General features: G+C 54.1%; 10 protein-coding genes. 5 read left to right on the top strand and 5 right to left on the bottom strand.

The genetic code is table 11. From position 1 onward, the window contains the following. Positions 1-26 precede the first annotated feature (26 nt). The 5 genes from galS (at position 27) to K6958_RS13425 (ending at position 7,363) form a co-directional block, all read left to right on the top strand. A complete protein-coding gene (gene galS / locus K6958_RS13445) occupies positions 27-1,067 on the top strand; it encodes an HTH-type transcriptional regulator GalS (RefSeq protein WP_249891573.1) in 1,041 nt (346 codons plus the stop codon). A 327-nt stretch (positions 1,068-1,394) separates the two neighbouring features. Next, a complete protein-coding gene (gene mglB, locus K6958_RS13440) occupies positions 1,395-2,390 on the top strand; it encodes a galactose/glucose ABC transporter substrate-binding protein MglB (protein WP_249891572.1) in 996 nt (331 codons plus the stop codon). Positions 2,391-2,457: 67 nt separating this feature from the next. Then, complete coding sequence (gene mglA, locus K6958_RS13435; protein WP_434085166.1) at positions 2,458-3,975, top strand: galactose/methyl galactoside ABC transporter ATP-binding protein MglA; 1,518 nt, start codon at positions 2,458-2,460, stop codon at positions 3,973-3,975. 19 nt (positions 3,976-3,994) lie between these two features. Then, on the top strand, positions 3,995-5,005 hold the full coding sequence (gene mglC / locus K6958_RS13430) for a galactose/methyl galactoside ABC transporter permease MglC (RefSeq protein ID WP_249891571.1): 1,011 nt from the start codon (positions 3,995-3,997) through the stop codon (positions 5,003-5,005). A 315-nt stretch (positions 5,006-5,320) separates the two neighbouring features. Continuing rightward, complete coding sequence (locus tag K6958_RS13425; protein ID WP_249891570.1) at positions 5,321-7,363, top strand: FUSC family protein; 2,043 nt, start codon at positions 5,321-5,323, stop codon at positions 7,361-7,363. Positions 7,364-7,408: 45 nt separating this feature from the next. Here K6958_RS13425 and sanA read toward each other — a convergent pair whose 3' ends face one another. The 5 genes from sanA to K6958_RS13400 form a co-directional block, all read right to left on the bottom strand. Next, the gene (gene sanA / locus K6958_RS13420; protein ID WP_249891568.1) at positions 7,409-8,131 is read right to left on the bottom strand and encodes an outer membrane permeability protein SanA; all 723 of its coding nucleotides are present in this window, start codon (positions 8,129-8,131) and stop codon (positions 7,409-7,411) included. A 134-nt stretch (positions 8,132-8,265) separates the two neighbouring features. Next, the gene (locus K6958_RS13415; RefSeq protein ID WP_249891566.1) at positions 8,266-9,963 is read right to left on the bottom strand and encodes an NAD-dependent malic enzyme; all 1,698 of its coding nucleotides are present in this window, start codon (positions 9,961-9,963) and stop codon (positions 8,266-8,268) included. A gap of 149 nt (positions 9,964-10,112) precedes the next feature. Continuing rightward, complete coding sequence (gene cdd, locus K6958_RS13410) at positions 10,113-11,003, bottom strand: cytidine deaminase (protein WP_249891565.1); 891 nt, start codon at positions 11,001-11,003, stop codon at positions 10,113-10,115. Positions 11,004-11,131: 128 nt separating this feature from the next. Continuing rightward, the gene (locus tag K6958_RS13405; RefSeq protein ID WP_249891563.1) at positions 11,132-11,824 is read right to left on the bottom strand and encodes a CidB/LrgB family autolysis modulator; all 693 of its coding nucleotides are present in this window, start codon (positions 11,822-11,824) and stop codon (positions 11,132-11,134) included. After that, positions 11,817-12,209 (bottom strand): CidA/LrgA family protein, encoded by a 393-nt coding sequence (locus tag K6958_RS13400; RefSeq protein WP_249891562.1) that lies wholly within the window; start codon positions 12,207-12,209, stop codon positions 11,817-11,819. The genes K6958_RS13405 and K6958_RS13400 overlap by 8 nt, the downstream gene beginning before the upstream one ends. Positions 12,210-12,326 lie beyond the last annotated feature (117 nt).

Below are 12,326 nucleotides of genomic sequence, written 5' to 3'. Positions count from 1 at the left end.
TACTTCCTTATTTCAGGTCATCAATCATGATTACCATTCGTGACGTCGCGCGTCTGGCGGGCGTTTCCGTCGCGACGGTTTCTCGCGTGCTGAATAACAGCAGCGCGGTAACGGCCGAAACCCGCGATGCCGTGCAGCAGGCGGTAGATGCGTTGGGCTACCGGCCCAATGCTAACGCGCAGGCGCTGGCGACGCAGGTGAGCGACACCATTGGTGTGGTGGTAATGGATGTGTCCGATCCCTTTTTCGGCGCGCTGGTTAAGGCGGTGGATACCGTAGCGCAGCGGGTGCAAAAGCATGTGCTGATCAGTAACTCCTGGCATCAGGAAGAGAAAGAGCGGCACGCGATTGAGGTATTGATCCGCCAACGCTGTAACGCGCTGGTGGTGCACTCTAAATCGCTCTCCGACGCCGAACTGAGCCACTTTATGGATCAGGTGCCGGGTATGGTGCTGGTTAACCGCATCGTTCCCGGTTATGAATATCGCTGCGTCGGGCTGGATAACGTCAGCGGCGCGCTGATGGCGACGCGCATGCTGTTGCAGCAGGGGCATACGCGCATTGGCTATCTCGGCTCCAGCCATCCGATTGAGGATGAAGAGCAGCGGCGAGCGGGCTGGCTACAGGCGCTGCACGAGCAGGGCATTATGCCGCCGGAAGTCTGGATCGGCAGCGGCGAGCCGGATATGCAGGGCGGGGAAGCGGCGATGGTGGAGCTGCTGGGCCGCAACGTGCAGCTGACGGCGCTGTTTACCTACAACGACAGCATGGCCACCGGCGCGCTAACCGCATTAAAAGATAACGGTATTCTGGTGCCGCAACAGGTTTCCGTTATCGGCTTCGATGATATTCCCATTTCGCGCTATACCGATCCGCAGCTAACCACGGTACGCTATCCCATTGTTTCTATGGCCAAACTGGCGACGGAACTGGCGTTAAAAGGCGCCGCCGGCGAGCTGGATGCTAATGCCCGCCATTGTTTTATGCCGACGCTGGTGCGCCGACATTCGGTGGCCGCACGACAAAGTGTGGCACCGGTCACTCTTTCAAACGATTCCGCCATGTAACCGTTTTCAATCTGTGAGTAAATTCACAGTTAATTAACATACGCCTCTCTATGATAGCTGCGACTTAACGGCGATGAAACATAATGTAACGGTTTTAGCCCAGCAGAATCGTTCTACGCGCCGCATAACACATTTGCGATTACTTTCCAGGAAGCGTTACCGATTAAGGAAGTCAGGTTTTGTGTCAGCAATCCATCGGCTTTGCGTAACGTTTGATCAACTACCCGCCCAGGCCGATTTTTTCACTGAGTATCCGCGCACCTCTGTCCATGAGATAGAGGGTTTGGATGTAGAACGACCCCTGTAAAAACCGGAGATACTAATACTATGAATAAGAAGGTTTTCACCCTCACAGCCCTGGTTGCCAGCATGATGTTTGGTGCAACGGCGCACGCAGCAGATACCCGTATTGGCGTTACCATCTATAAATATGACGATAACTTTATGTCGATGGTGCGTAAGGATCTGGAAAAAGATGCGCAGGCCGCCGGCGGCGTTCAGCTGTTGATGAATGACTCGCAGAACGACCAGTCAAAACAGAACGACCAAATTGACGTGCTGCTGGCCAAAGGGGTAAAAGCCCTGGCGATCAACCTGGTTGACCCGGCTGCGGCAGGCGTGGTGATTGATAAAGCGCGCAGCAACGATGTGCCGGTAGTGTTCTTTAACAAAGAACCGAGCGCCAAAGTGCTGGCCGGCTACGATAAAGCCTACTACGTGGGCACTGATTCGAAAGAGTCCGGCGTTATCCAGGGTCAGTTGATTGAGAAACACTGGAAAGCCACCCCGGCATGGGATCTGAATAAAGATGGTCAGATTCAGTTTGTGCTGCTGAAAGGCGAGCCAGGCCATCCGGATGCGGAAGCGCGTACCAAATATGTTATTGACACCCTGAACAAAGACGGCATCAAAACGCAGCAGCTGGCGATGGATACCGCGATGTGGGATACCGCGCAGGCAAAAGACAAAGTAGACGCCTGGCTTTCTGGCCCTAACGCCAACAAAATCGAAGTCGTCATCGCCAACAACGATGCGATGGCGATGGGCGCAGTTGAAGCGCTGAAGGCGCACAATAAATCGTCCATTCCGGTATTTGGCGTCGATGCGCTGCCGGAAGCGCTGGCGATGGTCAAATCGGGCGCGATGGCCGGTACGGTATTGAACGACGGTGCCAACCAGGCGAAGGCGACCTTTGAACTGGCGAAAAACCTTGCGGATGGCAAACCCGCAGCGGAAGGCACCAACTTTAAGCTGGAAAATAAAATCGTACGTATCCCTTACGTGGCGGTAGATAAAGAAAACCTTGCTCAATTCAGTAAATAAACAAACCAGGGCGCAGCGCTAGCTGTGCCCTTTTTGCCAGACGCAGAGACATTTAGCCAGGTAAATTATGGCCAGTGAAAAAACAGCACAGCATGAATTCTTGCTGGAAATGACGAATATCAATAAGTCATTTCCCGGCGTGAAGGCTTTGGATAATGTTAATTTAAAAGTCCGGCCACATTCCGTTCACGCGCTGATGGGGGAGAATGGCGCAGGTAAATCGACCTTATTAAAATGCCTGTTTGGTATTTACAGTAAAGACAGCGGAACAATTCTTTTCCAGGGGAAAGAGGTAAACTTCCAGAGCGCAAAAGAGGCGCTGGAAAATGGCGTATCCATGGTGCATCAGGAATTAAACCTGGTATTACAGCGCTCGGTCATGGATAACATGTGGCTGGGGCGTTATCCGCGCAAAGGAATATTTGTCGATCACGATAAAATGTATCGCGATACCAAAGCCATTTTTGACGAACTGGATATTGATATCGATCCGCGTGATAAGGTGGCGCTGCTTTCCGTTTCACAAATGCAGATGGTGGAAATCGCCAAAGCGTTTTCCTATGACGCTAAAATTGTGATTATGGATGAGCCGACCTCTTCTCTGACCGAGAAAGAAGTAAATCACCTGTTCACTATTATTCGTAAGCTGAAAGATCGCGGCTGCGGCATTGTTTATATCTCTCATAAGATGGAAGAGATATTCCAGCTGTGTGATGAAATTACCATTCTGCGCGACGGCCAGTGGATCAATACCCAGCCGCTGGAAGGGCTGGATATGGATAAGATCATCGCCATGATGGTAGGACGTTCGCTGAACCAGCGCTTCCCGGATAAAACCAACGTGCCGGGCGAAGTGATTCTGGAAGTGCGCAACCTGACCTCGCTGCGCCAGCCCTCAATTCGTGATATTTCATTCGATCTGCATAAAGGGGAGATCCTCGGCATTGCCGGTCTGGTGGGCGCCAAGCGTACCGATATCGTCGAGACGCTGTTCGGCATTCGTGAAAAGTCGGGCGGCACCATTAAGTTGCACGGCAAGGCGATTAATAATCACAGCGCCAACGAAGCGATAAACCACGGCTTTGCGCTGGTTACCGAGGAGCGCCGCTCCACCGGGATTTATGCTTATTTAGATATTGGTTTTAACTCATTAATTTCCAATATTCGCCAGTATAAAAACCGGCTCGGCCTGCTGGATAACAGCCGCATGAAAAGCGATACCCAGTGGGTTATTGATGCCATGCGGGTAAAAACGCCGGGGCATCATACCTCCATCGGCTCGCTTTCCGGCGGCAATCAGCAAAAAGTGATTATTGGCCGCTGGCTGTTAACCCAACCGGAAATATTAATGCTGGATGAACCGACGCGCGGCATTGACGTTGGCGCAAAGTTTGAAATCTATCAGCTTATTTCCGAACTGGCGAAGAGGGATAAAGGCATCATTATTATCTCTTCGGAAATGCCGGAGTTGTTGGGCATTACTGACCGCATCCTGGTAATGAGTAATGGTCTCGTTGCCGGTATTGTTGAAACCAAAAATACCACGCAGAACGAAATATTACGTTTAGCGTCGTTACACCTTTAACGATGTAAGGGTTGTTACCATGAAAGCTACAACTAAAAAGAATGCGCTGACCTGGTTAAAAGAGGGCGGCATTTATGTGGTATTGCTGGTGCTGCTGGCGATTATCATTTTCCAGGATCCTACCTTCCTCAGTTTAATGAACCTGAGTAATATTCTGACCCAGTCTTCGGTGCGTATTATTATCGCGCTGGGCGTGGCCGGATTGATTGTTACCCAGGGCACCGATCTCTCAGCCGGACGTCAGGTTGGGCTGGCGGCGGTGGTAGCGGCAACGCTGCTGCAGTCGATGGAGAACGCCAATAAAGTGTTCCCCGGCATGGATACCTTACCCATTCCGTTGGTGATCCTGGTGGTCTGCGTAGTCGGCGGCCTGATTGGTCTGGTTAACGGTGTGATTATCGCTTATCTGAAGGTGACGCCGTTTATCACCACGCTGGGCACCATGATTATCGTCTACGGCATTAACTCGCTCTATTACGATTTCGTGGGCGCTTCGCCGATTGCCGGCTTTGACGCCGGCTTCTCGACCTTTACCCAGGGCTTCCTGCGCTTTGGCGATTTTAAACTTTCCTACATTACTTTTTACGCGATTATCGCCATCGTGTTTGTCTGGATCCTGTGGAACAAAACGCGCTTCGGCAAAAATATTTTCGCCATTGGCGGTAACCCGGAAGCGGCAAAAGTGTCCGGCGTTAACGTCCCTTTTAACCTGATCCTGATTTATGCCTTGTCTGGCGTGTTCTACGCTTTCGGCGGTCTGTTGGAAGCGGGCCGTATCGGCAGTGCCACCAACAACCTCGGCTTTATGTATGAGCTGGATGCTATCGCCGCGTGCGTGGTGGGCGGCGTCTCTTTTGCCGGCGGTGTCGGCACCGTCGCGGGCGTGGTGACCGGGGTACTGATCTTTACCGTTATCAACTACGGCCTGACCTACATCGGCGTTAACCCGTACTGGCAGTATATTATCAAGGGCGGCATTATCATTTTTGCTGTCGCGCTGGATTCGTTAAAATATTCGCGCAAGAAATAAGCAATCAGGCGGCGGTAAATACCGCCGCTTTTCATTTCACTGGTTAATTTTTTCATCGCCTGGGTTATTTCATTCAGCTGAATAATCCTTTAAATACAATCGATTGCCTTTCTTAATGCCCTTTTTTGATGCATAAATCGATAAGCCGTAAGGATTAATCAGGTTAAATAAAACGCATAAAAAAAGAGATGTTTTAATTCAATTAAAAAATTAAAAGCAGAGTGGAAACAATTTGTATATTTTTAGTGAGAGTAAGTTTTTATTCTGTTTGCCAGAATAGCCGCCACATACTGGTGCTACGGTACTCCCCCCTAAATGAAGTGGTTCACAACAAGCGCGGTGTTGTTTTCTGGCAAAACGACGCTCGCTGCGTTTCTGGCTTTAACAATTGCGCTTCTGCTTAACTTTGAAAAACCCGCCTGGGCAGTGACAACGGTTTTTGTTACCTCACAGCTCTATGCTGCCTCCACGCTGTCGAAATCGATTTTTCGCCTGTTGGGTACGCTGCTTGGCGGATGCTTTATTTTATTGATTTATCCTGAAACGGTGCAGTCCCCGCTGTTTTTCAGTTTTAGCGTCTCGTTATGGGTGGCGATTTGCCTCTATCTCTCTCTTAAAGATCGCACGCCGAAAAGCTATATCTTTATGCTGGCTGGCTACAGCGCGGCCATTATGGGGTTTCCCACGGTCAGTTCGCCTTATGCCATTACCTGGACGGTTATTTCGCGCATTGAGGAAATCACCCTCGGCATTATCTGTAGCTCGCTGATTCATCGACTGATATTGCCTGTTCCTATGCACCATCTGTTAAGTCAGAGCGTGAGCAACTGGTATAAAACCGCGCAAAAACTCTGCAATGATTTAATTAGCCATACCTCCGGCCGCCGGACGCCAGAGCGAGAAGATATTCTGATTGGCATGGCGAACTATCCGCTGAATGTGGAAACGCTGCTGACGCATTGTATTTACGAAGGCGAAGCCGCGCGCAATGTGATCCGGCTGGTCAGCGTCCAGTACAAACACCTGACCTATCTGTTGCCGACGCTAACGGCGATTGAAACCCGGCTTACGCTGCTGGCTGACCTGAAGATTCCGTTTCCGCCGTGCGTCAGCCAGGTGTTTCAGCACTTCCTTTTATGGCTTAATTTTGACGTCTCCCGCAATACGGCGGCAATTCAGCATCTGCTGAGCGAATGCCAGACGGCCCTGCAGCAAGAATGGCGCGCGGGAAACATGACCACCGAAGAGATTTTGCTATTTACCGGCCTGCTGGAGCGGCTGGCGAATTTTGTGCGTATCGGCGATGCCTGGCACAATGTGACTGCCCGCGCGGCCGATCTTTACAGCAGCGGCGATAGCGTTTTATCTACGGGCGGTGCTAATCTGCGCCATACCGACCGCGGACTGCTGCTGCTCTCGGCGTTAACCGCCTTTTTAGCCACCTTCCTTTCCTGCCTGTTCTGGGCAGGGAGCGGCTGGGCTGACGGTGCGAATGTACCGATGATGGCGGCGATCACCAGCTCCTTTTTTGCCAGCATCGATTCGCCGGTTACGCCGATGCGGCTATTTATAAAAGGCGTGGTCATCGCCTTACTGATCAGTCTGTTCTATATCGCGATATTGATACCGCAGGCCAATACGCTACAGGCGCTGATCATCTGTCTGTTTCCTGGACTGTTTATGCTGGGGCTGGTGCTGGCGCGACCTGCTACCAATCTGATCGGACTTAGCGTAGCGATTCAGCTACCCGGTTTTATCGGGCTCAGTCATCACTATGTGCCCAATATGATTGTGACGCTGAATGCGGGTATCTCTACCCTGACCGGCATTATTATCGCCGTGGCGCTCACCGCCATTATCCGCAACCGGCGTCCGTCGTGGATCGCCAGGCGCGCGGTGGCGATGGGCGTAAGGGATCTGCTGGGGTTCATTAAAGCCGTGGAGAGGAATGCCGCTTCGCTGCTGATGCGTCAGCATTTCATTATTCGGATGCTGGACCGGGTGAATATCATTCTGCCGCGTAAACGGCTTGATCCCAATGCTGAACTGAGTGCGGCGGGCGATCTGATCGCTGAAACCTGGATCGGCGCTAACTGCTATGACTATTATGCGCGTTATCACAGTGAACTACAGCAGCACCATATTGACAGCGGCCAGATGTTTCATGAACTGAGCCTTTATCTGCGGCGGAAAATGAAGGCGCTGCACACCCGCCCGCATCAGGATTTGCTACATGAGCTTAATCAGCTGCTGGCAACGCTGGAGCCGCTTGCTCTCAGGCATCCCGATATCTTTGCGGCTATGGTGCATCTGTTCAATATTCGCGTTTCGCTCTATCCGGACCAGCGCTGGCTCTGATATTGCCCTGGGCGGCAGCAAGAAGAGGCGATAACACCACAGCCGTTATTTCTTCTGCCGCTTTTGCTCCAGCTCCAGCAGCTGCTCCGGCGTAACCGCCGGGTAGCTTTGCGCGTCCTGCGGCACTTCACGTACCGTCGGGATCGGCACCAGCGGGCCGAGGAAGCGCGGCTCACGCTTCATAATATAGAGGTCGGCCAGCGCGCCAAGGCGAGCGGCCACTTCACGGGCGCGTACCGTCAGCATATTTTTCGGTGAAGGCACCGCGTAGCACTGCGCCTGAATGCCCATATGCAGCGCGATAAACAGCGCGCGCTCGCAGTGGAAACGCTGGGTAATAATAATAAAATCGTTGGTATCAAACACCTTGCGGGTGCGCACAATCGAATCCAGCGTACGGAAACCGGCATAATCCAGCACGATATCGGTTGGGTTGACCCCGGCGGCGATCAGATCGCGGCGCATGGTCATCGGCTCGTTGTAGCTCTGCAACGCATTATCGCCGCTCAGCAGCAGATAGTTCACCTTGCCGCTGTTATAGGCGTTAAGCGCACCCTGAATGCGATAGTGGTAATACTGATTCAGTACGCCGGTACGATAATACTTGGCGGTGCCCAGCACCACACCCACCTGACGATGCGGCAACGTAGTAAGATCGTCATAAATCCACGGGGCGGTTTTCCAGGCGATCCAGCGATCGAGGCCGAGCGCGGTCAGGATCATCAACAGCAGGATGATAATCAGACCATATGTCATGCGTTTCAACATGTTCGGCGTAGCTCTGGACGGGGCGGAAAGAATGCCTCAAGGCTACTTGAGGCGCTAACGTGAAGCAAGCGCGCGCCGGTCGGGCGCGGCTTTTTTAAGCAATCTCCGCCGCTATCAGGCGGAGAGGGTGTCGCTTAGATTGAGGTGCGACGATAGTTGCGGTACTGCGGCATCCAGAAGTTATTGGCGATCGAGCGGGAAAGTACATCTTCCGAGGTGACCACCGCCACGCCCGCCAGCTGCGCCGCCTTGCCGACTGCCATCGCGATCACTTTCGATACGCCCTGGATATCTTTGATTTCCGGCAGCACCGGGCCTTCGCCTTCGTTCACCAGCGGCGAACAGTCCGCCAGCGCGCGGCTGGCCGCCATCAGCATGCTATCGGTCACGCGCGTTGCGCCGGAGGCGATGACGCCCAGGCCCACGCCCGGGAAGATATAAGAGTTGTTGCACTGGGCGATCGGATAGGTTTTGCCCTGCCAGGTCACCGGCGCAAACGGACTGCCGGTGGCGACCAGCGCCGCGCCGTCGGTCCAGCTGAGCAGGTCAGCCGGGGTGGCCTCTACGCGTGACGTTGGGTTGGAAAGCGGCATTACGATCGGCCGCGCGCAGTGTTTATGCATCTCACGGATGATCTCTTCACTGAACAGGCCCGGCTGGCCCGATACGCCAATCAAAATATCCGGTTTGGCATTGCGCACCACGTCCATTAGCGAGATGGCATCGCTGGGCAGATTCCAGTCGCTGAGGTTTTCGCTTTTCTGCACCAGTTTGCTCTGGAAGCTGAGCAGGTTGGGCAGCTTATCGGTCAGCAGGCCGAAGCGGTCCACCATAAAGACTTTGGCGCGCGCTTCTTCATCGCTTAAGCCTTCCGACTTCATCTGAGCGATAATCTGTTCGGCGATGCCGCAGCCCGCGGAACCGGCGCCAAGGAACACCACGTTTTGATCGCGCAGGCGGTTGCCGGCCGCGCGGCTGGCGGCGATCAGCGTACCCAGCGTCACCGCGGCGGTGCCCTGAATATCATCATTAAAGCAGCACAGCTGATCGCGGTAGCGCTCCAGCAGCGGCATGGCGTTTTTCTGCGCGAAATCTTCAAACTGCAGCAGTACGTTTGGCCAGCGGCTGCGCACCGCCTGGATAAACTCATCGACAAAGCGGTCATACTCTTCGCCGGTAATACGCGGATGACGCCAGCCCATATAGAGCGGATCGTTCAGCAGCTGCTGGTTATTGGTACCGACATCCAGCACCACGGGTAGCGTGTAGGCCGGGCTGATGCCGCCGCAGGCGGTGTAGAGCGATAGCTTACCGATAGGAATGCCCATGCCGCCGATGCCCTGGTCGCCCAGGCCGAGGATACGCTCGCCGTCGGTGACCACGATCACTTTCACGTTCTGCTTGGTGGCGTTCTGCAGCATATCTTCAATGCTGGCGCGGTTCGGGTAAGAGATAAACAGACCGCGCGCGCGGCGATAGATTTCCGAGAAATGTTCGCAGGCGGCGCCTACCGTCGGGGTGTAAATGATCGGCATCATCTCTTCCAGATGATTGTCGAGCAGACGATAGAATAGCGTTTCGTTAGTATCCTGAATATTGCGCAGGTAGACATGCTTATCGTTATTGTTTTTGAAATCCTGGAACTGACGCCAGGCGCGCTCCGCCTGTTCCTCAATGGTTTCCACGGTTTCTGGCAGCAGGCCGTTGAGGTTAAAGTCGTTACGCTCTTCAATGGTAAAGGCGCTGCCTTTGTTCAGTAGCGGGAATTCCAGCAGAATGGGACCAGCGTAAGGAATATAAAGCGGACGTTTACTCTCGTAATCGAGTTCCATGCGGTGTTTGCTCCGGTTGCAGGCACGTTCTCTCTGGAAGTGGCCAGTGTTTTTATCACGATAAGGGTGCCACGATCCTAAGAAAATTCTCGCAGAAGTACAGCTTTTGTTAACCTTCGATAACAAAAGCTGACACTTACCAGCAGGCGTTACGCTTTTTGTAGCGTCACGGTGTGCAGCGCAGCGCAGCCCAGCGCCTGCAGAGTGGCGGCGGTGGCGGGCTGCTGTTGCAGGCGCGCATCGGGATGTTCCGCCAGCACGGCGCGGGTAATCTGCTGACAGCTTTCGCCATGCATATTCAACAGGATCAGCGCCGCCTGCAGCGGAGGCAGGCTGGGGTTAAAAGCAGCGTTTTCGATATAGCCGCCGTGATAAATCGCGCCGCTGGCGCTTTCCAGCGCGACGCCGCTGTGCGCCTGACTGTAGGGCGCATGGCTGCGGTTGGCGGCGGCGATGGCTGCCTGCGTCAGGGTATCGCCTGACAGCGCGAAGCCGTGATCCACCTCATCCATCACCAGCGTCGAGATATGCAAATCCCGTGGGCCGAACGAGTCCGGCAGATAGTCGGCCAGCGTTGCGACCGGACGGTCAGGCAAACTAATGCGCAGCGCCGTGCCGCTGTTCAGTTCGTTCATAAACTGACGGCAGTGGCCGCAGGGCGTGTAGTTGACCGTGATAGTTTGCAGGCCGCGTTCGCCGCGCAGCCAGGCATGCGTCACCGCGCTTTGCTCGGCGTGTACTGTCTGCTGCATGGTGGCGCCGCTAAATTCCATATTGGCGCCGAAATACCAGTGCCCGCTGATGCCGCGTGCCACCGCGCCAACGTCAAACCGCGACAGTGGCGTCACGGCGCAGGCGGCAGCCAGCGGCAGCAGCGCCAGCGCTAAGGCGTCGGCATCCATTCCGCTCTGCTGGCATAAGTCGTTAACCTGGTCGGGGGTAAAAAAGGCGGCAAAATCTTCAGCGTCAAGAATTGGAAGCAGGGCGGCCTGAAGATCGGCCGCTAAGTCGGCAAAGGCCGGACGAAAACGTGGATGCATTGCATGCCTCTTATAAAAGGGATAGCCCAAAATTGTAAAGCACCGCCAAGGGGTTATATGTGATCTGTGTCGCTACGGCAATGCAATCTATGAAATGAAATTACAATTTGCGCGATCTCTCGCAACTTTTAACCAAAAATCGCCAGCAGCACGGGAAAAAGAAACGGCGCCAGCAGCGAAGTAATGATGCCGCAGATCACCAGCGCCAGCGAGCTGAACGCCCCTTCCTGATAGTCCATTTCGGCGCAGCGCGCCGTGCCAAGCGCATGCGACGCGTTGCCGATCGCCAGCCCGCGCGAGGCTTTGGTTCTAATGCGCATCAGGTTAAGCAGCATATGACCGAATACCGCGCCCAGGACGCCGGCAATCAGCACGCAGATAGCGCTGATGGCCGGAATGCCATGCAGCGAGGCGGAAACCGCCATGGCAATCGGCGTAGTGACCGATTTCGGCATAATGGTGGCGGCAATCTCCGGCGTGGCGCCCAGCCACAGCGCGATAGCGGTGCCGGAAACCATGGCGGTAATGCTGCCAATAAAGCAGACGCCGATAATCGATTTCCAGCGGGCGCGAATTTGGTGGATTTGTTCATACAGCGGCAGCGCCAGCGCCACTACCGACGGCTGTAACAGACTATTAAGGATTTCACTGCCCTGAAAGTAACGCGCGTAGGGCATATTGATCAGCAGCAGCAGCGGGATAATCACCGCCATTGAGATCAATAGCGGATTAAACAGGGAAATTTTTACCCGCGCCGCCAGCCAGCGGGCGGAAAAAAACACCGCCAGCGTCAGCGGCAACGACCACCACATATCACTCATCTTTATTTTCCCCGACGATGGGTTTGCTGTGCAGACGATGCGAACTGTAGCCGACGATCATTAATACCAGCATGGTGCTGAGCACGCAGGAAACCATAATGGGCCCGAACTGGGCGCTGAGAATATCGGTGTAGTTCATGACGCCGACGCTGATCGGTACAAACAGCAGCGCCATATAGCGGATGATCAGGTAACAGCCGGGCTTTACCCAGTTCACCGGAACAATTTGAAAACCCAACAGCAGAAAGAGGATCAGCATCCCGATAATACTGCCGGGGATCACGATGGGCAGCAGAGAGGAAATGCCGATACCGGCATACAGGCAGAGATAAATAATGATGAAGGCGCGCAGATAGCGCCAGCAGGCAGACAGCACGACTGACATGGCAGACTCCTGTGGTTAGCGCCGATAATCATACGCTGAAACCCCGATTCGTGCTACCGGTCACATTTATCTGACAGGGCGGCAAGCGGCCTGGCAAAAGCGTAAAACGTCCCGCGC

Source organism: Mixta hanseatica (assembly GCF_023517775.1).
Lineage (GTDB): Bacteria > Pseudomonadota > Gammaproteobacteria > Enterobacterales > Enterobacteriaceae > Mixta > Mixta hanseatica.
This window is presented reverse-complemented; position numbering and strand designations above follow the sequence as displayed.

What these genes read in the sequence shown, in the direction of transcription:
- galS (WP_249891573.1), top strand. Translation starts at nt 27, where the DNA reads ATGATTACCATTCGTGACGTCGCGCGTCTGGCGGGCGTTTCCGTCGCG.
- K6958_RS13400 (WP_249891562.1), bottom strand. Translation starts at nt 12,209, where the DNA reads ATGTCAGTCGTGCTGTCTGCCTGCTGGCGCTATCTGCGCGCCTTCATC.
- K6958_RS13425 (WP_249891570.1), top strand. Translation starts at nt 5,321, where the DNA reads ATGAAGTGGTTCACAACAAGCGCGGTGTTGTTTTCTGGCAAAACGACG.
- mglB (WP_249891572.1), top strand. Translation starts at nt 1,395, where the DNA reads ATGAATAAGAAGGTTTTCACCCTCACAGCCCTGGTTGCCAGCATGATG.
- K6958_RS13405 (WP_249891563.1), bottom strand. Translation starts at nt 11,824, where the DNA reads ATGAGTGATATGTGGTGGTCGTTGCCGCTGACGCTGGCGGTGTTTTTT.
- mglC (WP_249891571.1), top strand. Translation starts at nt 3,995, where the DNA reads ATGAAAGCTACAACTAAAAAGAATGCGCTGACCTGGTTAAAAGAGGGC.
- mglA (WP_434085166.1), top strand. Translation starts at nt 2,458, where the DNA reads ATGGCCAGTGAAAAAACAGCACAGCATGAATTCTTGCTGGAAATGACG.
- cdd (WP_249891565.1), bottom strand. Translation starts at nt 11,003, where the DNA reads ATGCATCCACGTTTTCGTCCGGCCTTTGCCGACTTAGCGGCCGATCTT.
- sanA (WP_249891568.1), bottom strand. Translation starts at nt 8,131, where the DNA reads ATGTTGAAACGCATGACATATGGTCTGATTATCATCCTGCTGTTGATG.
- K6958_RS13415 (WP_249891566.1), bottom strand. Translation starts at nt 9,963, where the DNA reads ATGGAACTCGATTACGAGAGTAAACGTCCGCTTTATATTCCTTACGCT.